The sequence below is a fragment of the Aeromonas sp. V90_14 genome, from assembly GCF_029967615.1.
In the GTDB taxonomy this organism is placed as follows: Bacteria; Pseudomonadota; Gammaproteobacteria; order Enterobacterales; family Aeromonadaceae; genus Aeromonas; species Aeromonas hydrophila.
Window position 1 is genome coordinate 99,516 of sequence record NZ_JASCAS010000033.1, and the last position, 25,152, is coordinate 124,667.

At 63.4% G+C, this 25,152-nt stretch carries 21 protein-coding genes; 12 read left to right on the plus strand and 9 right to left on the minus strand.

Going from position 1 to position 25,152, the window contains the following annotated elements; all coding sequences use genetic code 11:
• Positions 1–104: 104 nt before the first annotated feature.
• A complete protein-coding gene (locus QLG02_RS12745) occupies positions 105–1,082 on the plus strand; it encodes an ABC transporter substrate binding protein (protein ID WP_011705146.1) in 978 nt (325 codons plus the stop codon).
• A gap of 73 nt (positions 1,083–1,155) precedes the next feature.
• On the opposite strand, the gene ligA is transcribed toward QLG02_RS12745, so the two are convergent.
• The 3 genes from ligA to QLG02_RS12760 all read right to left on the minus strand — a co-directional run bounded on the left by ligA (position 1,156) and on the right by QLG02_RS12760 (position 7,764).
• Positions 1,156–3,162 carry an NAD-dependent DNA ligase LigA gene (ligA, locus tag QLG02_RS12750; RefSeq protein WP_282465330.1) on the minus strand — a complete coding sequence of 669 codons (2,007 nt, stop codon included), beginning with the start codon at positions 3,160–3,162 and terminating at the stop codon, positions 1,156–1,158.
• 99 nt (positions 3,163–3,261) lie between these two features.
• Positions 3,262–4,374, minus strand: a complete 1,113-nt coding sequence (zipA, locus tag QLG02_RS12755; protein ID WP_011705144.1) for a cell division protein ZipA — start codon at positions 4,372–4,374, stop codon at positions 3,262–3,264.
• A gap of 15 nt (positions 4,375–4,389) precedes the next feature.
• On the minus strand, positions 4,390–7,764 hold the full coding sequence (locus QLG02_RS12760) for an AAA family ATPase (protein ID WP_282465331.1): 3,375 nt from the start codon (positions 7,762–7,764) through the stop codon (positions 4,390–4,392).
• Positions 7,765–7,873: 109 nt separating this feature from the next.
• Between QLG02_RS12760 and cysZ the strand changes: the two genes are divergently transcribed.
• Together cysZ and QLG02_RS12770 are read left to right on the plus strand one after the other, a co-directional pair.
• On the plus strand, positions 7,874–8,638 hold the full coding sequence (gene cysZ, locus QLG02_RS12765) for a sulfate transporter CysZ (protein WP_011705142.1): 765 nt from the start codon (positions 7,874–7,876) through the stop codon (positions 8,636–8,638).
• A gap of 142 nt (positions 8,639–8,780) precedes the next feature.
• A complete protein-coding gene (locus QLG02_RS12770) occupies positions 8,781–9,395 on the plus strand; it encodes a trimeric intracellular cation channel family protein (RefSeq protein WP_011705141.1) in 615 nt (204 codons plus the stop codon).
• 94 nt (positions 9,396–9,489) lie between these two features.
• Here QLG02_RS12770 and QLG02_RS12775 read toward each other — a convergent pair whose 3' ends face one another.
• From QLG02_RS12775 to QLG02_RS12790, 4 genes are all read right to left on the minus strand, one after another.
• Positions 9,490–9,741, minus strand: a complete 252-nt coding sequence (locus tag QLG02_RS12775; RefSeq protein WP_005303367.1) for a hypothetical protein — start codon at positions 9,739–9,741, stop codon at positions 9,490–9,492.
• Between the two features lie 92 nt (positions 9,742–9,833).
• Positions 9,834–10,379: a DUF882 domain-containing protein gene (locus QLG02_RS12780; RefSeq protein WP_282465332.1), complete on the minus strand. Its 546-nt coding sequence runs from the start codon at positions 10,377–10,379 to the stop codon at positions 9,834–9,836.
• A 150-nt stretch (positions 10,380–10,529) separates the two neighbouring features.
• A complete protein-coding gene (locus QLG02_RS12785) occupies positions 10,530–12,014 on the minus strand; it encodes a L,D-transpeptidase family protein (RefSeq protein ID WP_282465333.1) in 1,485 nt (494 codons plus the stop codon).
• 81 nt (positions 12,015–12,095) lie between these two features.
• A complete protein-coding gene (locus tag QLG02_RS12790; protein WP_016349903.1) occupies positions 12,096–12,866 on the minus strand; it encodes a transporter substrate-binding domain-containing protein in 771 nt (256 codons plus the stop codon).
• A 326-nt stretch (positions 12,867–13,192) separates the two neighbouring features.
• Here QLG02_RS12790 and QLG02_RS12795 point away from each other — a divergent pair, with 326 nt between their 5' ends.
• From QLG02_RS12795 to QLG02_RS12815, 5 genes are all read left to right on the plus strand, one after another.
• Positions 13,193–13,738, plus strand: coding sequence for a hypothetical protein (locus QLG02_RS12795; RefSeq protein ID WP_016349902.1), 546 nt, complete (start codon positions 13,193–13,195; stop codon positions 13,736–13,738).
• Positions 13,739–13,794: 56 nt separating this feature from the next.
• Entirely contained in the window at positions 13,795–14,856 is a 1,062-nt protein-coding gene (locus QLG02_RS12800) for a glycosyltransferase family 2 protein (RefSeq protein ID WP_282465334.1), read from the plus strand.
• Positions 14,853–15,224: a GtrA family protein gene (locus QLG02_RS12805; RefSeq protein ID WP_005303379.1), complete on the plus strand. Its 372-nt coding sequence runs from the start codon at positions 14,853–14,855 to the stop codon at positions 15,222–15,224. Before QLG02_RS12800 ends, QLG02_RS12805 begins: the two co-directional genes overlap by 4 nt.
• Positions 15,224–16,387 carry a hypothetical protein gene (locus QLG02_RS12810; protein WP_270799433.1) on the plus strand — a complete coding sequence of 388 codons (1,164 nt, stop codon included), beginning with the start codon at positions 15,224–15,226 and terminating at the stop codon, positions 16,385–16,387. The genes QLG02_RS12805 and QLG02_RS12810 overlap by 1 nt, the downstream gene beginning before the upstream one ends.
• A 208-nt stretch (positions 16,388–16,595) precedes the next feature.
• Complete coding sequence (locus QLG02_RS12815) at positions 16,596–18,704, plus strand: alpha-amylase (RefSeq protein ID WP_282465335.1); 2,109 nt, start codon at positions 16,596–16,598, stop codon at positions 18,702–18,704.
• A gap of 96 nt (positions 18,705–18,800) precedes the next feature.
• Here QLG02_RS12815 and QLG02_RS12820 read toward each other — a convergent pair whose 3' ends face one another.
• Positions 18,801–19,427 carry a glutathione S-transferase N-terminal domain-containing protein gene (locus QLG02_RS12820; protein WP_106552002.1) on the minus strand — a complete coding sequence of 209 codons (627 nt, stop codon included), beginning with the start codon at positions 19,425–19,427 and terminating at the stop codon, positions 18,801–18,803.
• Between the two features lie 158 nt (positions 19,428–19,585).
• Between QLG02_RS12820 and QLG02_RS12825 the strand changes: the two genes are divergently transcribed.
• The 4 genes from QLG02_RS12825 (at position 19,586) to QLG02_RS12840 (ending at position 23,108) form a co-directional block, all read left to right on the plus strand.
• Positions 19,586–20,230, plus strand: a complete 645-nt coding sequence (locus tag QLG02_RS12825) for a response regulator transcription factor (RefSeq protein ID WP_106552001.1) — start codon at positions 19,586–19,588, stop codon at positions 20,228–20,230.
• Positions 20,231–20,318: 88 nt separating this feature from the next.
• Positions 20,319–20,900 carry a TetR/AcrR family transcriptional regulator gene (locus tag QLG02_RS12830; RefSeq protein WP_106552000.1) on the plus strand — a complete coding sequence of 194 codons (582 nt, stop codon included), beginning with the start codon at positions 20,319–20,321 and terminating at the stop codon, positions 20,898–20,900.
• Positions 20,901–20,971: 71 nt separating this feature from the next.
• On the plus strand, positions 20,972–21,841 hold the full coding sequence (locus QLG02_RS12835) for an alpha/beta fold hydrolase (protein ID WP_199796216.1): 870 nt from the start codon (positions 20,972–20,974) through the stop codon (positions 21,839–21,841).
• 121 nt (positions 21,842–21,962) lie between these two features.
• Complete coding sequence (locus QLG02_RS12840; protein WP_024946021.1) at positions 21,963–23,108, plus strand: patatin-like phospholipase family protein; 1,146 nt, start codon at positions 21,963–21,965, stop codon at positions 23,106–23,108.
• Between the two features lie 86 nt (positions 23,109–23,194).
• Here the strand turns inward: QLG02_RS12840 and QLG02_RS12845 are convergent, their stop codons facing one another.
• Positions 23,195–25,147 carry a monovalent cation:proton antiporter family protein gene (locus tag QLG02_RS12845; RefSeq protein ID WP_282465336.1) on the minus strand — a complete coding sequence of 651 codons (1,953 nt, stop codon included), beginning with the start codon at positions 25,145–25,147 and terminating at the stop codon, positions 23,195–23,197.
• Between the last annotated feature and the right edge of the window lie 5 nt (positions 25,148–25,152).

The window sequence follows — 25,152 nt, forward strand, 5'->3', positions numbered from 1 at the left end:
GCCAGAGGGAAAAAGATTTCCCTTCCGACAGTAATTGACCGGGACAGGTTTGCACCAAGATGGACATAATGAATGACAACTCCTCTTGTTCGATGGGAAGCGACATGACCAACCCGCTATTGCTGCTACTGCTGCTGTGTGCCCTCCCGTTGCGGTTGTGGGCGGCCGAGATTCTGGTGATCAGCAGCTACCACCCCGAATACCTGTGGGATCAGAGCTACAACGCCAGCCTGGCCGCCAACCTCAAGGGCGACCACCACATCAGCCACTTCTACATGGATACCAAACGCCGCCCCGCCGAGGAGTTTGATCAGATAGCCGAGCAGGCACTCGCCTACTATCGCCAGGTGAAACCGGATCTGGTGGTGCTCGGCGATGACAACGCCATCAACTACCTGGCCAGCGACATCGCCTCCCTCGGCACCCCGGTGGTGTTTCTCGGCATGAACGAGAACCCGCGCCACAAGGGGCTGGTCGGCCACCCCAAGATCACCGGCGTGCTGGAGCGCCCCCTGCTCAAACGCAACATCAGCGAGATGAGCCAGCTGATGGGGGGGATCAAGAAGGCACTGGTGCTGTTTGACTCGAGCAACGTGGCGCTCACCGCCATCGAGGATGAGTTCAAGACCCAGACCGAGCTGCGGGTCGGCCAGACCCGGGTCAACAGCCAGCTCATCGGCGACTACAGCCTGTGGCAGGAGGCCGTGCTCAATGCCAAGCAGAGTGGTTATGAAGCCATCTTCATCGGCCTCTACCACACCCTCAGCGACGAACAGGGCCGCCATGTGGATGAGAACAGGTTGCTGGAGTGGACCAGCGCCCACAGCCCGGTGCCGCTGTTCTGTTTCTGGGAGTTTTCGGTGGGCAAGGGCAAGGCCATCGGTGGCCTGGTGCTGGATGGCCGCGATCAGGGTGCCAAGGCGGCCGAGCTGGTCAACGCCATCCTGGCGGGTGCCCAGCCCAAAACCCTGGCACCGCGCGCCGCCCTGCGTGGCGAGTACGTGTTCAGCAAGAGCGAGCTGGCCCGCTGGCAGCTCACCCTGCCCGACAAGTGGCGCTACAAGATCCTCTGGCGTGATTGAGCGCTGATCAGTGCCCCCATAACAAAGAGCCCGGCCATGCCGGGTTCTTTGTTTCTCTTTCTGCGTGAGCGACTCAGCCCTGCAACGCCTGTTGCAGCTCCTCTTCACTCCAGACGGTGATGCCGAGCTCCTGGGCCTTGACCAGCTTGGAGCCTGCCGCCTCCCCCGCTACCAGCACATCGGTCTTGGCCGACACCGAGCCCGCCACCTTGGCCCCCAGCGCCTGCAGCGCCGCCTTGGCGTCGTTGCGCGACAAGGTGGTGAGGGTACCGGTCAGCACGAAGGTCTTGCCGGCAAAGGGTTGCTCCGCGGCCTCTTTCTTCTCGATGGCCGGCCAGTGGATACCGGCGGCCAGCAGGGCCTCCAGCACCTCGATGTTGTGAGGCTGGCGCAGGAAGTAGTAGACATGCTTGGCCACTATGTCCCCCACGTCGGCCACTTCCAGCAACTGCTCCACCGAGGCGGCGCGCAGGGCGTCCAGAGTCAGGAAGTGGTTGGCGAGGTTCAAGGCGGTCGCCTCCCCCACTTCGCGGATCCCCAGCGCAAACAGGAAGCGGGGCAGCGTGGTGCTGCGAGCCGCATCGATGGCCGCCACCAGATTGAGAGCCGACTTTTGCCCCATCCGCTCGAGCCCGGCCAGCTGAATGGCGTTGAGGCTGAACAGATCGGCCGGAGTCTTCACCAGCCCTTTGTCCACCAGCTGCTCCACTATCTTGTCGCCAAGGCCGTCCACGTCCATGGCACGGCGGGCGGCAAAGTGCTTGATCGCCTCCTTGCGCTGCGCCTCGCAGAACAGGCCGCCGGAGCAGCGGGTCACCGCCTCTCCCTCCAGCCGCTCCACCGCCGAACCGCACACCGGGCACTCGGTCGGGAACAGGATCGCGCGGGCATCCGCCGGGCGCTGCGCCTCCACTACCGCCACGATCTGCGGGATCACGTCCCCGGCCCGGCGCACGATCACGGTGTCGCCGATCATCACGCCAAGGCGCTCAATCTCGTCGGCATTGTGCAGGGTGGCGTTGGAGACGGTGACGCCGCCGACGAACACCGGTTTAAGCTTGGCCACCGGGGTCACGGCGCCGGTGCGGCCGACCTGGAACTCGACGTTCTCAAGCTCCGTCATCTCCTCCTGAGCCGGGAACTTGTGGGCGGTGGCCCAGCGCGGGGCGCGGGCCACAAAGCCGAGCTCCTCCTGCAGGGGGATGGCATCCACCTTGTAGACCACACCGTCGATCTCGTAGGGGAGCTCGCCACGGCGCGCCAGGATGTCGTCGTGGAACGCCTGGCAACCGGCGGCCCCCTCCTTGAGCTTCACCTCGGGACTAAGTGGCAGCCCCCACTCTTTGAGCTGATTGAGGCGACCGAAGTGAGAGCCACCGAGCTGCTCGCCGCCAACACCGACACCGTAGGCATAGAAACTCAAACGGCGGTTAGCGGTAATACGCGAATCGAGCTGGCGCAAACTGCCAGCCGCAGCATTACGTGGGTTAACAAAAACTTTTTCGCCAGCAGCAGAAGCTCGTTCGTTCAGATCAACAAAATCCTTCTTCCTCATGAAGGCTTCGCCACGAACCTCTAAACGTAACGGCCAACCTTTACCTTGAAGAGCCAAGGGAACAGACCGAATAGTTCTAACGTTATCAGTAATATTTTCCCCAACTCGTCCATCCCCGCGAGTTGCGGCTTGAACTAATATTCCATTCTCATAAAGCAGGCTAACTGCAAGTCCATCCAACTTTGGCTCACAGCAAAACTTCAAAGAGTCAGTAGATTTTAAGCGTCCTTCAATCCGATGAACAAAATCATCAAGGTCTTCATTATTAAAGACATTATCCAAACTGAGCATGGGAACTTCATGGGTCACTTGCCGAAACTCAGGCAAAGGGGTACTTCCAACTCGTTGGCTTGGTGAAGACGGGGTTCGTAGCGAAGGCTGCTGCTTCTCGATATCAAGCAGCTCGCGCATCAGACGGTCGTATTCAGCGTCGGGTACGGTCGGATTATCCAGCACATAGTACTGATGACCATATTCGGTAAGCAGCTCACACAGTTGACGGTGGCGGGAGATAGTGTCGCTCATGAAAAAGTCTCGAAGTGTGATGGAAAAACCGGCCAGCGGACCAATAAAAATGCGGCACCTGGGTACCGCACTTTTTATTCATTTGACCCGCATGGCGTATTAGTCGCGACTGGCCTCGTAGGCGGCCAGCTCATGCCGGTAACGGGCGATGGTCTCGTCGCTCAGCGGGCTGCGATCCATATCCGTCAGCATGGCATCGAGATCGCTGGCCAGCTGATCGGCGGCCTGCAGCATGTCCTCGAAGGCAAACGCAGCATTGCTGCGCAGCGGCAGCTGCATGAAGAGCGACACGCCCGGGGTGGCGAACTGTTCCATCCGGTACGGGTTGAAGGTGCCCGGCTTGACCATGTTGATCATGGAGAAGAGCACTTCACCCTTGCCGTTCGGGTCTTCGTGACGATGGAAAATATCCATCTCGCCAAACTTGAAGCCCAGCGCCAGCAGGGAAGAGAGCAGGGTGGCCCCTTGCAGATCGTGACCCGGACGGCCCATCAGATTGATGACATAGACATCCTGCCAGATCTTCTCGACCGGCGCGGCACGTACCGGCTCTTCATAGACGGGCTCCTCGTAGGCAGGCTCGGGGGCTGCATGACGGGGCTGCGCCTGGTATTCGGGAGCGGCGACCGGCGCCGGCTCGCGGGCACCGAAAGTGGGTGCGGTCGCGTAGGCGGGCTCGACCAGCGGCTCTTCGTCCAGCGGTTGCAGCAGCGGCTCGCGCTGGGGACGGGAACGGTGGACCGGGGTACGGCGAATGACCTGGGCGGGCTTGCGCACCGGCGCGGCAGGCACTTCCTCGACGGCTGCGGCGACCGGCTCCTCGAACTCCTCCTCGTCTTCTTCATAGACGGGGGGCGGCGGCACGGGGCGGGCGGCAGGCTTGCGTACCACGGGCGGCGGCAGATCGGCATCGTCATCTTCATCATCGAAGGCGGGCGCAGGCGCACGACGGCTGACTTCCGGCTGGCGGGGCTCATCATGGTGGAGTTTGGGCTCGGCACGACGGCCACCGCTGACCACTCGCACCTGACCGATGCCATCGCTGTCGAAGGCGTCGTTGTCACGATCCCGTGATTTGGATTCCATCCGGCCCAGAGGTTTCTCTTTGATCGGTGCCTGACGATTCTTTCTGTTGCTCCACAACCCGTGAATGAGCAATGCCGCGATGGCAATACCGCCCAGGGCAACCAAGATGTAACGCAATTCCTGCATTAGCTGCTTCTCTTTCTAGTTTTGCTCAGCCAAAGCGACGGCTTCACCGATATCGACCGACACTATGCGCGAAACCCCGGGCTCTTGCATCGTGACGCCAACCAGCTGCTCAGCCATCTCCATGGAGACCTTATTATGACTGATGTAAACGAACTGTACTGTGCTCGACATCTCTTTGACAAGAGAACAGAAGCGACCGACGTTCACTTCATCGAGCGGTGCATCCACCTCATCCAGCAGACAAAATGGTGCTGGGTTGAGTCTGAAGATGGCAAAAACCAGCGCAAGTGCGGTTAACGCCTTCTCCCCCCCGGAAAGCAGGGCAATGGTAGCATTCTTCTTACCCGGAGGTCTCGCCATGATGCTCACTCCGGCCTCCAAAAGATCATCGGAGGTGAGCTCAAGCCAGGCACTGCCCCCCCCGAACACTTTCGGAAAGAGGGATTTTAAATCTTCGTTGACCTTATCGAAAGTATCCCGGAACCGTATTTGTGTCTCTTTATCAATTCTTTTAATGGCTTGGCTCAAGGTTTCCAGCGCCTGTTCCAGATCCTGACACTGGTTTTCCAGGTAGCTTGAGCGGGTTTTCGCCTCTTCATACTCCTCGAGGGCCGCCAGATTGATGGCGCCAAGCGCCTCCACCTGTGCCTCCAGGGTCTGGATCTCCTGGCGCAACTTGCCGCGATCAGCGGCAATCAGCACTGCCTGATCGAGATCCACCAGCCGCACACCCAGCTCTTCGAACTGCTCGTGCAACCCCTGCCGGCGCGTCAGGTTGCGTTCACGCTCCAGCCGCAAGGTCGCCAGCTTCTCCTGAATTTGCACCAGCTGCTTGTGATCGGCGCTTCTGGCCTGCTCCAGCTCGGTCAGCTGACGCTCCAGCTCTGCGAGCCGCTGATGACAGGCAAGCTGCTGCGCCTCAAGATTGCGCTGCTCGGCCAGCAGGGGCGACAGATCCTGACCCGGCGCAGCTCCCGGCTCCTTGAGCTCGGCCAGCTCCAGCCCGAGGCGGGCCAGCTCCTGTTCGCGCAGGATGATGAGCTGGCGCAGGTTCTGCTGCTCCAGTTGCAGCCGCTGGCAGGCGGCCTGCTGCTGCTCCCGGCGCAGGCGCGCCTCCTCCAGCGCCCGCTCTGCCCCGCTCGCCTGCTCCTGGGCGAGCAGCAGCGCCTCGGCAAGCGCCTCGCCCTGCTCCTGCAACTCGCCAAGGGCCGCTTCCCCCTGCTCAAGCCGCTCCCCGGCCGACGCCAGCCGCTCGGCCTCCTCGGCCTGCTCTTGCGCCAGTCGAGCCAGCTCTTCCCCCAGCTGACCGAGGCGCTGCAACCGCTCCTGCCGTTGCCCCTCGCGCAGACTCCAGGCTTCGCGCAGTTGCTGCCACTGCTGCTCCTGCTCGCGCAGGGTGCGCTGAGCCAGCTCATGGGCGCCGTGCAGCTGGGCCCGCGTCGCATCGGCGGCGGCAAGCTGCTCATCGCGCCGGCGCAGCGCCTCCCGGCCTGCGCTCTGCTCGGTGTGCAACCGCTCACGTTCGCCGAGCAGCGCCAGGGTACCGAGGGCCATGCCCTCCCCCAGATCCGCCCAGTTGGGACCAAACCAGTCGCCCGCAGGAGTGAGCAGCGACTCACCGGCCGCCAGGCTCGGCTGGCGGGCCAATGCCGCCTCCCGGCTCTCCACCAGCCAGATGGCATTGAGGAAAGAAGGAATGTGCTCGCCGCCCAGCTGCGCCGCCAGGGTACCAGCAACCGCCGGCTGGGCCGGGCCGATCCAGAGCCCGGACTGCGTCAGATTGCACTCATCTGCCGGGGTGGCGGTGAGCCAGCGACCGAGCACCTTGTCCAGCCCCCGGGCCCACTTTGGGGGCACCTGCAGCCGATCCGCCAGGGTGGCGCCCGCCATCTGTTCCCCCAGGATCTGATCCAGGGTGGCGAGACGAGCCTCCAGCTCGCGCAGCAAACCCTGCTGGTGACCCTGCTCTGCCTTGAGTGCTTCGTGGCGGGCCACGGCGGCCTGCCACGCCGCTTCGGACTCCTCATGGCGTGCGCGGGAGAGCGCAAGTTCCGCCGCCAGCGCATCAAGCGCCGGTTGCAGGTTCTCCCCTTCCCCGCCAAGGGGCCCGGCCTGTTCATCTTCCAGCTTGAGACGGGCCAGCCGGGTCTTGGCCTGCAGCTCCTGCAGACCGTTCACCTCGGCGCGGGTCTGGTTGAGCCGCCCCTGCAACTGCCCCAGCTGCTGCTGCCACTGCTGCTGGCGCTGGCGCGCCCGCTCGAGCCGCTCGGTCGCCGCCGCCCGCACGCTCTGCTGGTCGGTAAGCAACTGCTCACACTGCTCGAGACGCGCCGATGCGACCTCGCCCTGCAACGTGCTTTCGCTCAGCTGTTCCAGCTGGCCGGCCAGCTGGGCCTTGAGCCCCTCGATACGCTCGCCGAGGGCTTGCCGCCTTGCCTGCCAGTCGCGGCCCAGCTCGCTCTGATGCAGTTGCTGCTGCTCGAGGCGGGCGATGGCCTGCCCGCCGAGAAAAATCTGTTGCTGGCGGCTGGCCTGCTCGGCCTGCGCCTCCTGGCGGGCCACCGACAGGGTGACGTGACGCCCCTCATCGGCGGTGCGCTTGGCATCGAGCGCCGCCAGCGCCTGCTCGGTCTGGGCCAGTTCGGTCTTGGCCTCGCCGAGGCGCGTCTCCAGCGCCCACAGTTCCGAGCCGATCAGCTCGGCGCGGGCGGCGCGCGAACGGCTCTTGAGCTGCTTGTAGCGCTCGGCGGTCTCGGCCTGGGTCTTGAGATGCTCGAGGCGTGAGCCCAGTTCGCCGCGGATGTCGCCAAGGCGCTCCAGGTTCTCCTGGGTATGGCGGATGCGCTGCTCGGTCTCGCGGCGCCGCTCCTTGTAGCGGGAGACCCCGGCGGCCTCTTCCATGAACAGCTTGAGATCGGCGGGGCGGGACTCCACCAGCCGGCTGACGGTGCCCTGTTCGATGATGGCGTAGCTGCGGGGCCCGAGGCCGGTGCCGAGGAAGAGGTCGGTCACGTCCTTGCGGCGGCACTTCTGGCCGTTGATCTGGTAGTGGTTGGAGCCGTCGCGCAGCACTTCGCGGCGCACCGAGATCTCGGTAAAGCGGCCGAACTCACCGGGCACCCGGTTGTGGGGATTGTCGAACACCAGCTCCACCGAGGCGCGGCCGTGGGCGCTGCGGTTGACGGAGCCGTTGAAGATGACGTCGGTCATGTTTTCGCCGCGCAGATGGCGGGCGGAGCTCTCCCCCAGCACCCAGCGCACGGCGTCGATGACGTTGGATTTGCCGCAGCCGTTGGGGCCCACCACGGCGGTCATGTCGGCGTTGAGCTCGATGCGGGTCGGCTCGACAAACGACTTGAAACCGGCGAGTTTGATCAATTTCAGACGCATGGCGGCCTATGTGGGTAACGAAATAAAGAGGAGGCGGGCAGGCGACTTTACCAAATCAAAAGCTTGTTTGTAATATGCAGGCAGTTTCCCATGAACAGATGGAGCTCAGATGAGCCACTCACCCCGTATGGTAAAAGACTCGATCAGCGGCGCAGACTACTTCCTGCGCGGCTTCTCGCTCATTCGCCAGCCCGGCATCCGCACCTTCGTGCTGATCCCCCTGCTGGTCAACTTCGTGCTGTTTGCCGGGGCCTTCTACGCCCTGCTGCTGCAGCTGGACGGCCTGTTCGGCTGGCTGCACCAGCAGATCCCGAGCTGGCTCGACTGGCTGGACTATCTGCTCTGGCCCATCGCCCTCATCACCATCCTGGTGGTCTTCTCCTTCCTGTTCAGCTCGGTGGCCAACTGGATAGCAGCCCCCTTCAACGGCCTGCTGGCGGAGAAGGTGGAACAGGCCCTCACCGGCGAGACCGTCAGCGATACCGGCATGCTGGACATCGTCAAGGACGTGCCGCGCACCTTCGGCCGCGAGTGGACCAAGCTCAAATACTACCTGCCCAAGGCCATCGGCTGCCTGATCCTGTTCCTCATTCCGGTGGTGGGCCAGACCCTGGCGCCGGTGCTCTGGTTCCTGTTCAGCGCCTGGATGATGGCGATCCAGTACGTCGACTATCCGTTCGACAACCACAAGATCGACTTCATTACCATGCGCGACGCCCTCAAGCAGCGGCGCGGCAAGTGCCTGAGCTTCGGCGCCCTGGTCACCCTCTTTTCCGCCATCCCGGTGGTGAACCTGTTCGTGATGCCGGTGGCCATCTGCGGCGCCACCGCCATGTGGGTCGATCACTACCGCGCCGAGCAGCTCAGACGCTGAGCCGGTTGGTGGTGACAACGGGGCTCCCTTGGGGGCCCCGCTTCATTTTTGCATTATAAAAAATAATGCATATCCTTCATTGCTTGTCCCCTATAGCGCGAGTTGATAGGATGCGGGGCTTTCTCGCACCCTGGGATATCTCATGTTACATGCACTCTTTTTGCTGGGCCTGGTGGCCGAAGGGATGACAGGCGCGCTGGCCGCGGGCCGGCGACGGATGGATCTGTTTGGCGTGGTGATCATCGCATCGGCGACCGCCATCGGGGGCGGCACCATTCGCGACGTGCTGCTGGGCCATTACCCCCTGCTCTGGGTCGAACACCCGGAGTATGTGCTGCTGGTCGCCGGCGCGGCCATGGCCGGCGTCATCTCGGCGCCGCTGATGCGCTACCTTGGCAAGCTGTTCATGGCGCTCGATGCCCTGGGGCTGGTGGTCTTCTCCATCTTCGGCGCGGCAAGGGCGCTGGAGATGGGCCACGGCGCCGGGATCGCCTGCATCATGGCTGTGGTGACGGGGGCCTTCGGCGGCGTGCTCAGAGACCTGCTCTGCCAGCGCATTCCGCTGGTGTTTCGCCGCGAGCTCTATGCCGCCATCTCGCTGGTGACGGCCGCCATCTACTGCCTGGCGCTCGATCAGGGCCTGCCCAACGACTGGGCCGCCTTCGGCGCCATCGGCATCGGTTTCGTGCTGCGCCTCCTGGCAGTGCGCTTCAAGTGGGGGCTGCCTACCTTCCACTACCAGTACGCCACGCACTGAGCGCGCCAGCTTCTGGCAAGCCGGTACGGATTGCAGCCAACAAAAAAGCGCCGGTCAGGCGCTTTTTTGTATGGGCAACCGGGCTGTGGCAGCCTCAGTTGATTCCTTCCGAGCTGAAGAAGGTCGCCTTGTCGGCGATGAAACGGATCTTGATGTTCTTGCCCTCGTCACCCCAGATGCAGCTGGTAGTTCCCAGTGCATCGTCACAACGCTCGGCCTTGCCGAGGATGCTGCTCGCCTCGGCGTAGCTGATCCCCATCTTGAGCTTGTCGTAGTTTTCACGGTTGAGCTTGCCGCAACCGGTCAGCAGCAGGGCAATCAGCCCGCCAAGCAAAATATGTTTCATCTGGTTCTCCTCTGCATGGTGTCCAGAGCCTACCAGCTCGGCCACCCCGCTGACCAGTCACCCGCCGGGCAGCGGTGGCCGGCAGCCAGCCGTTACCAGCTGCGCACCGGTCCGGTGTCGAGGTGCACGAAGTTGTCACTCGGGTAGTAACCGACGCCACCTACCTTGAGATGGAGCGCCGCCTTGCGCAGGTGCGCCAGCTGTACTCCGGGCATGCGCACATCCACCGCCTGCCCCAGGGTATGGTAGCTGTGCTTGGCCACGGCGCGGCTGCGGCTGCGCTTCTGGCGATTGGTCACGGGGGAGCGATAGCCCGAGATGAGCTGGATTTCACCGTGGCGACCCAGCTTGTGCTGCAGCAGGTAGAGCTGGTCGAACAGCTTGCGGTCGATGTTGAACACTTCGTTGCGACGGTAGTCGCGAAAGATGTGGTTGAGCTCGGCCAGCCCGTCTTTCAGGTAGCGGCCGTCTTCCCAATAGCTGGCACGCACCCGCTCGCCGGTATTGAGATTGAAGAAACTGAGTTCACGTCCTGCCGTACTGCGGCTCGCCATGGCGGGGAAGGACAGCAGCGAGCCCCCCAGCAGGCAACCGGCACCCAGCAGCAGGCGACGTCGGCTTATCTCTTGATCAAGCATCCCTTGTCCGTCCATCGCTATGTTGAGGTGAAACCGTTGAATGAATTTGATACAGGCGCTTGAAACTACCCGCCGAGCCGGCCGCTGTCAAACCGCAAGGGGCCATGAAAAAGCCCGGCGCAGGCCGGGCTTTTCACTCTGTGGCGAGGATCACAGCAAGCGACTCTGGTAGCTGACTCGATCAAATCCATAGATGTCGTTGCGCAGTTGCTGACGTCCATCCTCGTCGATCCAGCTGCTCCAGTAGACGGTGAACACCGGGATCGGGGTAGTCAGCGGCAGCCACTTGGTCTGGGTCTCTTTCAGGATGCTGGCCACCTTGTCCGGCTGATAGCGGGAGTCCGCCAGCAGCAGCTCGGCCAGATCGTCGGCGTGCTCCACCCGGATGCAGCCTGAGCTGAAGGCGCGCGCGCCCTGCTCGAACAGCGCCTTGCGCGGGGTGGAGTGGAGGTAGATGGCCTCGTTGTTGGGCAGATAGAACTTGTAACGACCCAGCGCATTGTGATCACCCGGCTTTTGCCGCAGCCGGTAGGGGAAGCCGGACGCCAGCGCCTGCTGCCAGCCCTCTTCGGTGAACTGCACCGGATTGCCCTCGCCGTCGATCACCTCGAACTGCTCGCGATTGAGGTAGGCGGGATCTCGTCCCAGCTTGGGCAGAATGTCCTTGCTCAGAATGGAGCGCGGCACATGCCAGGCCGGATTCAGCACGATGGAGCGGATCTCGCTGGCGAGGATCGGGGTCGCCCGCTGCTCCTTGCCCACGATCACCCGGCTGGTGAATACCTCGTTGCCAGACTCCACCACGCTCAGCCGATAGTCGGGGATGTTGACCAGCACGTAGCGGGCGCCGGAGAGCTGATCCACCAGGTCACGTCGCCACAGGTTGCGCAGCAGCAGGCTGGCGCGCACCTCCGGCCCGGTATTGAGCCAGCTGCGGGTCTGCCGGCCTATTATGCCGTCGGCGGTCAGGCCGTGGCGGCGCTGGAACTGCTTGACGGCCTGCAGGGTCTCGGCGTCGTAGGTGGCGTCATCATGGCGCGGGGCCGTGTCGCCCAGCTCGTTGAGGATGGAGCGGATCTGGCCCAGCTCCGGGGAGACTTCACCGGCCCGCAGGGTCGGCATGGTCAGAGTCGGCCACTTCTTGGCCATGGGCAGCGCCAGCAGCTTGCGCACTTCCTCGCGCACCGCGTCATATTCCGCGACCTGGGGTCTGAGCTGCCTGACCTGCTCCAGCAGGTTGTCGCCGGCCGGCTCGTGGGCCAGCGGCTTGCTGAGGTTGAGCTTGAGGGTCTGCATCTGCTCACGGGAGACCAGATCCATGGCCCGCCACGCCTGCTGGAACCGGGCCAACTTGCCGAACGCCTCGTCATAGAGGGCGCCACGCTGATCCGCCGGCTTGGCCTGCAGCTTCTTCCAGAGCGTGTAATAATCCGGGTGCAACTGGGCCAGCACGGCCTCCTGCAGCTGCAGCTCCAGCTCACGCCTGGCCTGCTCCGCCGTGCTGTTCTGATACCAGTCGTGCTGCATCGCAGCATTGCTCACCACCACCTGGCCCTCGCTGGCCTGTACCATGGCCGCCGGCCAGCAGCCCAGCCAGATCAGGTTTGCCAATGCCAGCCAATACTTCTTCCCCATGCTTACCTCAAGATCGGTTCACTTCAGCCTGTCAGACCCGGCGGTCAAGGCGCTCATGATGCGTGAATGCCCGCGACTTTACTAGCTGGCGGGCGCGTAGCGCCGCCAGATAATGTCATACTCATTTGTTGCTTTAAATTCAGCCAGCTCGCGATTGAACGCGCTGACAAATTCGGGTGACAGCCGCTTCTTGCTGAACATGAAGAAGGTCGGCGCTTCATATACGGCCATGGTGTGGGGGACGATCAGATCGCTCAGCCCCTCCTCCTTCAGGCCCCAGGGGGTGGCCAGCACATCGCCGAGAAAGCCGTCGATGCGTCCCAGCACCAGCTTGCCATAATTTTGCTCGTCATTGACCACGCTCACCTGGGCGGCATAACGGCGCAGCAACTCGCTGATCTCGGCCCCATAGTAGTAGTCCTTGGTGATGCCCAGGGTATGGCCGCTGGCCAGCCAGCTGGCCAGATCGGTTTCGGGGTAGGAGGATGACTTGCGGATCCAGAGCGCGCTGCGACCCGGATTGTAGGCATCGGAGAACCAGGCATAGCGGGCGCGATCCTCGTTGAAATAGGCCTCCATGGCGATGTCGACCGAGCCCAGCGACAGACCATGCAGCACCCGCTTCCAGGGCATCTCCACGTAGCTGGCCTTGCAATCGAGCCGCTTGAGCATGGCGGTGAGCGCTTCGACGGCAAAGCCGCGCAGCTCTTTCTGCCCGGCCGCCGTGCCGGCGTAATAGTGATAAGGCGGCCAGTTGTCAAAACCGACCCGCAAGGGCGAGGGACACAGACTGTTTGCCGAGGCCAGCGGCGCCAGCAAACAGAGCATCCAGCAGCAGAGTTTCAGCTTCATGGGTCATCCTTGACTGCGTGATACGCCATCATAAATCGGCCTAGGCAAAATGGCGACAGATCCTGCCACAGCGATGCAGGCTCCCGACCGCGTGAGCGGCGCCCTCATTTATGCTTGTTAGAGCCGGGCCTGAAATGCGCCTGGCCTGCGCCAGATCTCCGGCTCGCCAGGGCAGATAAAATACGGGAACAGCAACATTTGGAACACCGGCCGGAAAGGGGTTAATATGTGACCAAATATATTTTTGTGATCCACTATGCTTTTTTTGCAATTGGATTAGCATATGCGCGAAATCAGCCTACAAACCGTGAGGCGCAGAGAGTGATATGACGTACAAAAAGTTTGGTTTTCTGACCGCCATCATGGCGCTGAGTGGTTTCTACCTTTATACCCTCTACCTGGCCGCCCACCCCAACGTGAGCCTGGCCTACAAGCTCTATTACCTGGAAGGCAAGACCCGCTTCTGGGAGCACAACTCCAGCATGACCTACCAGCCTGGCAACGAGCTCAATCTGACCAAGCCGAGCCGTTTCCTCTCCAGCGAAGGCTGGGCCAAGAAACCGAGCGCGGACGGCACCGAACTGAGCGGCCAGGGCGGCCTTTACTTCGTGCTGCCCAAGCAGCAGGCGCAGCCGGAACAGCTGACCATCCAGGCCCGGGTCAACAGCCCGCAGGCCGGTGCTCTGCTCAAGGTGGCGCTGGGTCACGATTTCACCACCACCGTCAAGCTGGCCAAGGCCGGCATCAACGAGATCCGTCTCAGCCTGCCGGGCGAGTCGCTGACCTCGGACCCCAAGCGTCCCAACTTTCTGGCGCTCTCCGCCCCGACGCCGCTCAATGTCCAGTCGGTGCGCTTGACCGTCGCCCAATAAGACGTATTCTCCAATACGCTGTTTTATAAAATAATTTTCCAAATAAGGAAGTTTTCATGTCGCATGCCGATTTTCGACTCTCTCTGATCGTTCCCGTTTACAACGAGGAAGAGAGCATAGATGCCTTCATCAACGCGATAGATAACGAACTGGCGCCGCTCAAGGATCAGCTGGAAATTGTATTCGTCAACGACGGCAGCCGCGACCGCACCCGTGAGGTCGTCGAACAGGCCATCGCCCGCGACCCGCGCGTCACCCTGGTCAACCTGGCCCGCAACTTCGGCAAGGAAGCGGCCATGACCGCCGGCCTGCATCACGCCAAGGGTGATGCCGTGGTGCCGATGGACGTGGATCTGCAGGATCCGCCCGCACTCATTCTCGAATTCGTCAAGCTGTGGCAGACCGGCGACTACGACACCGTCTACGGCATCCGGGTGGATCGCAGTGCCGACACCCCGATGAAGCGTCTCACCGCCGGCGGCTTCTACCGCTTCTTCAACGCCCTCTCCACCAGCACCAAGCTGCCGGAGAACGCCGGTGACTTCCGCCTGATCGACCGCAAGGTGGTCGAGGCGATCAAGCAGCTGCCGGAGCGCAACCGCTTCATGAAGGGCCTGTTCGCCTGGGCCGGTTTCCGTGCCGTCGGCGTGCCCTACGAGCGCCCCGCCCGCCACGCCGGCGAGACCAAGTTCAACTACTGGAAGCTGTGGAACTTCGCCCTCGACGGTCTGATGAGCTTCTCCAGCTGGCCGCTGCGAGTATGGAGCTACGTCGGCGTCGGCGTCTCCTTCGTCGCCTTCCTCTACATCCTCAAGATCGTCACTCAGGTGGTCTTCTTCGGCATCGACGTGCCAGGTTACGCCTCCCTGATGTCGGTGGTGCTGTTCCTCGGTGGCATCCAGTTGCTGTCGCTCGGCATCATCGGCGAGTACATCGGCCGCATGTTCGTGGAAGTGAAGCAGCGCCCCGTCTACCTCATCGAAGGGGTGTACGGCCAGTATGCCAAGCAGGATGAAGAGCCGAAGCAGGATGTCGCCACCGGCAGCAAGAAGAGCGCCGGCAAGAAGGCTGCTGCCGCGAAAGCCGCTGATGACCAGCAGGAGCAGGCTTCTCAATGATCTCCCGCGAGGAATTCTGGCGGCTGGTACGTTTCGGGTTTGTCGGCGGGGGGGCCACCCTCGTCGATCTGGGCACCTCCATCGCCCTGTTTCACACCTGGCCCACCATCTCGGAGCACCTGGTGACGACGCTGGCCTTTGCCATCGCCTTCTGGTTCTCCTTCTTCGGTCACCGTTACATCACCTTCCAGAAACAGGGTGCCGCCAGCAAGTTCTTGCTGGTCGCCCTCTTCTCGCTGGCGGTGCGTAACCTGATATTGAGCGGTCTGCTGTTTGCGGGTCTTTCCGGTCTGTTGCCGGTGGTGATCGCCACCCTGACGGTCACCGTGCTCACCTACCTCCTCTCCAGGATCTGGGTATTTGCCTGATGAATGACATGACTACCTCCATCACCCCTGACAATGCGGGCCCCTATCGCCCGTCACTGGCCATCAGCAGCCGTGACTGGCTGATTATCATCGCCGCCTTCGTGCTGAGCCGGGCCGCCCTCTACGGCATGGGCTATTTCGGTGTGCAGCTCTACGGCTCCCCCGACATAGGCCCGCTGCAGGCCTATTGCCAGTTCGACTGCGTCTGGTTCCAGCGCATCATCGAGAACGGCTACGATCTCTACCCGCGCTGGCTGAGCAAGGGCAATGCGGCCAACTGGGCCTTCATGCCGCTCTACCCGATGATCTCCGGCACCATCTCCAACCTGCTCAACGTCGAGAGCCTGATCGGCCTGATGCTGGTGGCCAACCTGGCGTTCTTCATCAGCCTACCGTTGATGCTGCTGGTGCTTCGTCAGCTCAAGCTGGGTGACGACACCGCCCGCTTCGGCGTCTGGCTGCTCGCCTTCTCCCCCTTCTCCGCCTACTTCGTCTCCGGCTATACCGAGTCGATGTTCATGGCGCTGATGCTGGGGATGTTCCTGTTCGCCTATCGCCAGCAGTGGCTGATGGTGGCGCTGCTCGGCGTGTTCATCTCCGCCACCCGCAACCTGGGGGTGATGATGGTGTTCCCGGTGCTGATCCTGGCGCTGCAGGCCTACGGCTGGCGCGAGTTCTTCCGCTTCACCGAGCGCGCCTTCAAGGTGGTGTTCACCCTCTGGATGATCCCGCTCGGCCTGTTCGCCTACATGTTCTACCTCTATCACCTCACCGGTGACGCGCTGGCCTTCAAGCACATCCAGGTGGCCTGGGGCCGTTACATGGACAGCCCGCTGGACTGGTGGCTGAGCGGTTTCGAGCTGGGCGGACGCAAATCCTACCTCTCCATCATGGTGATGTTCGGCTGGGCTCTGAACCTCTATCTGTTCAGCCAGAAGCGCTGGGCCGAGGCGACCCTGATGTTCATCTGCTGCACCATTCCGCTGATGACAGGGCTCAACGCCATGCCGCGCTACATGTTCGGCCTCTATCCGACCATGCTGGCGATCATCCTGCTGACCCATCGCTGGCCGGCCATTCGCCCGGCCGTGCTCTGCCTGAGCGGCATGGTGGCCTCCTTCATCGCGGTGGCCTTCGTCAACTTCAAGTTCTTCACCGTGTGACGAAGGTGGCAATGCAACAAGCCGGTCTATCGACCGGCTTTTTTTATGGGCGCGACACCCCGCTCACACTTTTCCATTCTTGAAAACGTAACCATTTGAACTGATGTCACAAATCGACGGTTTGCCTGTCCAAGCCCGCCCTCATGCCTCTTAGAATGAGCCCCATTGACGGCAATCTGGTCCGCTTAACCCCAGCAAGGAATGGCTTATGCGTCGCACTCCCTCGGTTTCTTCCCTCTGGCTCGCCCTGCTGGCCAGCCCCCTCTTCCTCCACCAGGCCATGGCCGCCGAGGTGCGCCTCTACGTGGATGACCAGCCGGTCGGCGCGCCGCTGGCGCTGGACAAGGGGGCGGTGCAGCTGACCCATCCGCTCACCAAGGGGAGCCACCAGATCCGCATCAGCGACGCAGGCAACAGCTGCGGCACCAGCTTCGGCCCGAGCGAGGCCAAACCGCTCCCCTTCGGCACCGCCCAGCCCATGGACAAGTGCAGCAAGGGGCAGCACTTCAACCTGCGGGTGATGCTGGCGGGGGATTATCAGTTCACCTTCAACCCGGATACCCCCAGCCTCAAGGTGCTGCGAGCCACCAAGAAGAGCGAGTTCAAACGCCAGCCGCCAGCAGAACCCTGCATCAGCTGGGATGGCGGTCCGGTCACGGTATCCCTGAAAGGAGTCTGGCCCGACGGTACCCAGCTGCGAGACGCCTACTCCGGCCAGCAAGGGGTGGTCAAGGGCGGCAAGCTGACCCTGACGCCGAGTAAAGAGAGCGGCGGCCTGCTGCTGCTCGAGCCGGTCAAGGCGGCCACGGCAGCCCCCTTCAGCTGGGATCAGGCGAGCGTCTATTTCCTGCTGACCGACCGCTTCAACAACGGCGATCCCGCCAACGACCACAGCTTCGGGCGCCAAAAGGACGGTCAGGATGAAGTGGCCACCTGGCACGGTGGCGACTTCAAGGGGCTGACCGCCAAGCTCGACTACATCAAGCAGCTTGGCATCAACGCCATCTGGATCACCCCCATGGTGGAGCAGGTGCACGGTTTCATCGGCGGTGGCGAGCAGGGCAACTTCCCCTTCTACGCCTACCACGGCTACTGGGCGCTCGACTTCACCAAGATAGATCCCAACTACGGCGACGAGGAGAGCCTGAAAACCCTGGTGGACGAGGCCCACAAGCGCGGCATGCGCATCATCCTCGACGTGGTGATGAACCACGCCGGCTACGCCACCCTCGCCGACCTGCAAGATCTGGGGCTCACCGATCTCACCCAGAACACCGGCAAACTGCCGGCCCGCTGGAACCAGTGGCGCCCGAGCGGCGGCCTCAACTGGCATGGCTACAACCAGTTCATCGACTACCAGTCGCCGAAGTGGGGCCAGTGGTGGAGCGGTGACTGGGTGCGAGCCGGCCTGCCCGGCTACCCGCAGCCCGGCACCGACGACGTCACCGGCTCGGTGGCGGGGCTGCCGGACTTCCTCACCGAATCCACCAAGCCGGTGGGGCTGCCGCCGCTGCTGACGGCCAAACAGGACACCAGGGCCAAGCCACTGCCCAACGCCACCGTGAGCGACTATCTGATTGCCTGGCACACCGACTGGGTGCGCCGCTTCGGCATCGACGGCTTCAGAGCCGACACGGTCAAACACCTGGAGCCCGAGGTGTGGGCCCGCCTCAAGCAGGCTGGCACCGCAGCCCTCAAGGAGTGGAAAGCCGCCAACCCGGCCAAGAAGCTCGACGATCTGCCCTTCTACATGGTGGGCGAGGTGTGGGATCACGGGGTGGCCAAGGATTTCTGGTACCAGAACGGCTTCGATTCGCTGATCAACTTCGACTATCAGCGCGAGTTCGCCCTGCCCCAGGCCCAGTGTCTGGCCAGCGCCGAGCCCACCTATGCCGGCTACGCCAGCCGCATCAATCAGGATCCCGAGTTCAACGTGCTGAGCTACATCAGCTCCCACGACACCAAGCTGTTCTTCGGCGACTATCAGGACGTGCCGTTGCAGCGCCGGGTCGCCAGCAGCTTCATGCTGCTGCCGGGCGGCATCCAGATCTACTACGGCGATGAGTCCGGCCGCGGGCTCGCCAAGGATGGCGGCGTGTTCGATCAGGCACTGCGCTCGGACATGAACTGGCAGGAGCTGGCCGGCGGCGAGAAGGCCGAGCTGGTCAAGCACTGGCAGCGGCTCGGCCAGTTCCGCGCCGCCCACCCGGCCGTGGCGGCGGGCAGCCACAAGAAACTGGCCGACAACCCCTATTCCTTCGTGCGGGAGAAGGGGGATGACAAGGTGGTGGTGGTGTTCGCCGGCCGCCAGCCGTAATCCAGCTTAAGGAATCAAACCCAAACAGAGAGGGGAGCCAGTGGCTCCCCTCTCTGTTTACACCAGCCGTTCAAACAGGCTGTTTCGCCCGCAGGTTCACTGCGGCTGATGAGCGGCCGCCGGCCACTGCAAACGCGCCTTGACCAGGGTCTGCTGCCACAGCGACCAGGCCAGCAGCGCTTGCTGATAGGCGCCCGCCTGCCCCGGCAACTGGATGCCGTAGCTCGCCAGCCGGTAGGCCATCACCGCATAGAAGGCATCGAGGATCCCCGCCTCGCCAAAATAGAAGGGGCCCCGCGCCTGGGACCAGATGGTCTGCAACCGGGCCAGCTCGCCGATGGCTTCCACCGGCGGTTCGCTGCGGGTGGGAGCGCCGAGGAAGAAGGGCAGCAGGGTGCGAATTTGGCGAAAACCGGCGTGCAGCTCGGCGCAGAGACTGCGGGCCAGCGCCCGCTCGGCTCGCGCTTCGGGATAGAGCCGGCGCGCGGGGCAGAGCTCGTGCAGGTACTCGGCGATGGCCAGCGAGTCGTGTATCCGCACGCCGTCGTGATCGAGCCAGGGCACCAGGCCGGCGGGGGCCAGCCGCTTGAGCCGCTGCAGCTCCTTGGCATCCTCCAGGTCGAACACCTGCTCCTGCCACTCCAGCCCGCTCATGGCCAGCACCAGCGCCGCCCGCATCGCCCAGGTGGAGCCGGTGCCCACCGTCAATACCAGAGATCCCATCTATTGCCTCCTGCATGGGTTGTTCATGACCATCCCATCTGCCCCAATGGCACGACATCCGACGGTCGCTTCACATTTGCGCGCCGGCAGGTTTGACCCTCTCCGGGAGCGGTGCTAGTTTGATTTTCCAAAACAATCAGTTAGCAACAATGTGAGCAATGGACAGCCAATTTACCATCGTCATCGCAGATGACCACCCCCTGTTTCGGGGCGCCCTCTATCAAGCGGTGCACATGGCCATCGACGATGCCCAACTGCTGGAAGCGGACTCCATCGACAGCCTAGCCCACCTGCTGGGTGAGCACCCGGAAGTCGACCTGCTGCTGCTCGATCTCAAGATGCCGGGGGCCAACGGCTTCTCCGGCCTCGCCCACCTGCGCGGCCAATACCCCGACCTGCCCATCGTGGTGGTGTCGGCTTCTGAAGAGCCTGCCATCATCCAGCAGGTGCTGCGGCTTGGCGCGCTCGGCTTCATCCCCAAATCGGCGCCGATGAAGGAGCTGGTCAACGCCCTCAATACGGTGATCGGGGGTGACAACTGGGTGCCGGCCGGCATCTCGCTCCACCCCGCGCCCTGTGAGGGCGCCGATTTTGCCAGCAAGCTGGCCAGCCTCACCCCCCAGCAGTACAAGGTGCTGGTGATGCTGCGCGACGGCAGCCTCAACAAGCAGATCGCCTGGGAGCTCAAGGTCTCCGAGGCCACCATCAAGGCCCACATCACTGCCATTTTCCGCAAACTGGGCGTCAAGAACCGCACCCAGGCGGTCATCGCCCTGCAGCAGATGGATATCAAGGAGAGCTGAGCCCTCCCAGCAGGTCTGCACATCATCTGTCGCTCGACAAATAGCACGGTCGTACTTTATGCTGCCCCGGTCAATGAAGGAGAGTGCGATGAGCAAGGGCCGGCTGACCCGTGACAACATTTTGCATACTGCGTTCGAGCAGGCGAGCCAGCAGGGGCTGGAGAGCCTCACCATCGGCTCCCTTGCCAGCGCCTGCGAGATGTCGAAAAGCGGCCTGTTTGCCCACTTCCAGTCCCGCGACAACCTGCAGATCGCCGTGCTGGAGTACGCCGCCGAGGTGTTCCGGGAGCGAGTGATCCAGCCGGTGCGCCAGCAGCAGCACGGCAGCCAGCGAGCGAAGCTGACGGCCCTGCTGCAGGCCTGGCTGGCCTGGAACCAGTGCTTTGCCGGCCGCTGCATGTTCCTCGACGCCTGGACCTCGGCCCAGGAAGGTGAGGTGCAGCAGGCCGCCCGCCAGCTGGTGCGCTTCTGGCTCGACTACCTGGCCCGTCAGGTGGTGCAGGGACAGAGCGAGGGCGAGTGGCGCAGCGACATGGATCCCTGGCGCGCCGTCTATCGCCTCTATGGCCTCTATCTGGCGGATCAGGTGTTCAATGCCCTCGATCTGTGTCAGGATCCGGCCCGCCACTTCTGGCCTGAAGTGGAGTTGCTGCTGGATGGCTGGCGCTGATGGATTGACCTCTCTTTTTTAAAACCGACAAAAAAGCACGACCGTTCGCACATAAAAACCACAGGATGACCATGAGCAGCAAGATCTACTTCAACACCCGCCGCTTCAGCCCGAGCAAATGGCTGCTTGGCCTTGGCACCCACTTGCATCACACCCTGGCCCCCGCTCATGCCAAGCGCACCGCCAGCAAGCTGCTGCTCACCCCCCAGCGCAACCAGCGGGATGACACGGCACCGACCGGACTGGTCAAACAGGCCGTGCACACCAGTGAAGGCACCCTGATGAGCTACCGGCTCGGCCAGGGGCCGGTCTGGCTGCTGATGCACGGCTGGTCAGGCAGCGCCGGCCAGTTCTACCCGCTGATGAGCCACATCGCCGCCCAGGGCTTCACGGCCATTGCCTACGATCACCCGGCGCACGGCCACAGCGCCGGCCATACCGGCCACCTGCCCCGCTTCGTGCGCGCCTTCGACGAACTGGTGGAGAAGATGACGGCGGAATACGGTTCGCTGCAGGGCGTCATCGCCCACAGCATGGGGGGCGCCGTCACCCTCTCCAGCCGCCGGCGCGAGCTGGATACCCTGCCGCTGCTGCTCATCTCGCCGGTGCTCGACTACGTGCCCCAGCTCTACGGCATGGTGGCGCGCTCCGGCTACTCCATCCGGCTGTTCGATGCGGTGGTCAAGGAGATTGAGCAGGAGTACCAGCACCCCTTGAGCACGGTCGACCCGCTGGGGCGGCTCGCCGGTCGCAGCGGACCCGCCATCATAGTGCACGACGAGGAGGATCGCTTCGCCCCGCACGGCGACTCCCTGCGCGCCACCCAGGATGGTCGCACCCGGCTGGTGAGCACCCGCGGCCTCGGCCACGGCCGCATCCTCGCCAGTGCCCCCGCATTCGCCGCGTTCGATCAGCTGAGCGCCGCCCGCCGCGCCAACTGAACAGCCTCAAAAAGGGCCTGCAAAAAATGGTTGGCAGGCCTGTTTTTATATTTGATACAGCGTCTTATAGTTAAATTGCTCGGTGGCAACACCCCCAGTGGCATGCATAAGGCGCAGTATCATGGCCAAACCCAACACAGCTCTTCTGTTGACCGGTGGTGGTGCCCGCGCCGCCTATCAGGTCGGCGCCCTCAAGGCGATCGCCGAGTTCTATCCCCGCAATCTCGGCATTCCGTTTCCCATCCTGTGCGGCACCTCGGCCGGCGCCATCAATGTCACCGCGCTGGCCTGCTACGCCTCCTGCTTCCATCTGGGAGTGCGCAAGCTGGAGTGGGTCTGGCGCCGCTTCGAGACCCACCACATCTTCGACTTTCACCCGGGGCGCCTGTTGTGGCGACTGATGTACGAGGGCTCGGCGGGGCTCATCAATCCCCACACCAACCACGCCTTTCACCTGTTCGACAACGCGCCGCTGCGCCGCCTGCTGGATCAGCTCATCGACTATCACCGTATCGATGACAACATCCTTTATGGCAGCCTGGAGGCGCTGGCCATCACCGCCTCCGACTACGACGACGGCCTCTCCACCACCTTCTTTCAGGGGCGGGCGGAGCACCTGCCGTGGGAGCGGGCCAGACGGCGCGGGCTGCGCACCCTGCTCACCTCGGATCACCTGCTCGCCTCCTCGGCGCTGCCGTTCGTCTTCCCGGCCACCCACATCGGTGACAAGTTCTACGGCGACGGCTCCATCCATCAGTTGAGCCCGCTCAGCCCCGCCATCCACCTGGGGGCGGAGCGGATCCTGCTGATCACCCTGGATCCGCCGGCGCACACGGCCCCCACCTTCCACCATGGCCATTTGACCAGCTCCAACATCGCCAGCCACCTGCTGGACACCGTCTTCACCGACACCCTCAACTCGGATCTGGAGCGGTTGTGGCGCATCAACCAGACCCTGGATCTCATCCCGGAGCGGGAGCGCAACCGGTTGAAGCTCAAACGGGTGGAGACCTGCGTGCTCAAGCCGAGCCAGGATCTCGACCTGCTGGCACTGGCCTATCTGCGCAAACTGCCGGTGCACCTGCGCCGCCTGCTGCGGGTACTGGGGGTGACGGGGGACGAGACCAGCAGCCTGGCCAGTTTCCTGATGTTCTATCCCGGCTACTGCCAGCAACTGATCAAGCTGGGCTACCTGGATACCCTGAACGAGCGCCGGCGGGTAGAAGCGTTTCTGGGGATAGAGGAGATGGTACCGGTCGAAGCCTGAAATGGCCTCTTTAGGGTGAGCCGGCACGCCCACCAGCAAGCGGCTCACCCACCTGTGGCATGGATGAATACACATTTAAGGGAGGGCTAACGCCCCTCCAGCAGGCGCTGCTCCGCCTGCTCCACCGCCACCCCATTGCCGAACAGCACCAGCCGATCCCCTGCCGCCAGCACCAGCTCAGGCTTGGGCTCCAGCCGCAGCTCGCCGCGCTGTACCTCCTTGATCCGCACCGTTTCCAGCGCCAGGGCCTGCACGCTGCGCCCCACCGCCCAGGCCTGCTCGTGCAGCAGCACGGGGTGCAGCCGCTCGAGCAGCTGATCCGTCTCCAGATTGCCGGCACTTTGATCCCCCCAGTAGAAACCGTGCAGAAAGCGGTACTGGCTGCTGCGCTCGTGCTCCATGCGCCGGATCACCCGGCCGATGGGGATGTCGCAGTTGAGCAGCAGGTGGGAGACCAGCATCAGGGCCCCCTCCTGGGATTCGGGGATCACCTCAAAGGCGCCCGCCCGCTTGAACGCCTCCAGAAAACTGTCATCCCGGGTGCGCACCAGCACCTTCACCTCCCCCGCCAGCTCCCTGATCAACGCCAGCATGGCCTCGACCCGCTTGTGATCGTCAAAGGTGATGATCACCAGCCGGGCCCGCAGCAGGCCGGCGGCCAGCAGGATGTCGCGGCGGCTGGCATCACCAAACGCCACCTGCTCCCCCGCCGACTTGGCCTCGCTCACCCGCTCCGGGTCGAGATCCAGCGCCAGGAAGGGGATCTCCTCCTGCTTGAGAAAGCGGGCACAGGTCTGGCCGGCCCGACCAAAGCCCGCGATGATCACGTGCTGGCTCTTGCTCAGGCCCGACTGGGCCACCTCGGAGCGAGTGAGCAGGGCCGGATCGGTGAGGGAGCGGGCCAGATGATGGGCCTGCAGCACCAGCCAGGGCGTCATGGCGATGGAGGTGACGCCGATGCCGATGAGCAGGGAGACCAGCCGATGGTCGAGCAGACCGTGGTGGTTGGCCAGCGCCAGCAGCACGAAGCCGAACTCCCCCACCTGACTCAGCATGATCCCCGCCGCCATGGCATCGCGCTTGCGCTCCCCCATCAGCCGGCCGGCCAGCAGCACCAGCAGGGACTTGAACAGGATCAGGCAGAGCACGCTGGTGGCCACCAGCCACCAGTCCTGTGCCACCCGCTGCCAGTCCATGGTCATGCCGATGGTGATGAAGAAGAGCCCCATCAGCACGTCCCGAAACGGCCGGATGTCCACCTCCAGTTGATGGCGATAGTGGGACTCCCCCAGCATCATGCCCGCCAGAAAGGCCCCCAGCGCCATGGAGAGCCCCATCCACTGGGTCAGCGAGGCCGCCAGCAGCGCCACCAGCAGGGCGCTCAGCACGAACAGCTCGTCGGAGCGGGCCCGCGCCACCTCGTGAAACAGCAGCGGCAGCAGCCACTTGCCCACCGCCAGCAGGCTCAGCAGGGCAAACAGCCCCTTGAGGGTGGCCCAGGCGATCTCCGCCAGCAGGGCGCTGCCCTGGATCTCGGGCCTGGCCAGGATGGGGATCATCACCAGCAGCGGCACCACCGCCAGATCCTGAAACAGCAGCACGCTCACCCCTAGCTGGGCGCGGCGGGTGTGCAGCTGCTTCTGCTCCCCCAGCTGCTTGATCACCACGGCGGTGGAGGAGAGCGCCAGGGTGCCCGACACCACCAGCGCCTGGGGCAGGCTCAGGCCCCACCACCAGGCGATGGCGAAAAACAGCAATGACGTGAGCAGCACCTGCAGACCGCCCACCCCGATCACCAGCCGGCGCATGGCGATGAGGCGGGGCAGCGAGAATTCGAGGCCGAGCGAAAACATTAGAAAGACGATGCCAAGCTCGGCGATAGTCTGCATGATCGCCTGGCCGGTGATCACGGCGACGCCATAGGGGCCGAGCAGTACCCCGGCAAGCAGGTAAGCGAGGATCACCGGCTGGCCGAGGCGCCGGAAAATCGCCACCAACAAGACGGCGGCAAGCAGCAGGATCAACACATCTACGTACAATATTT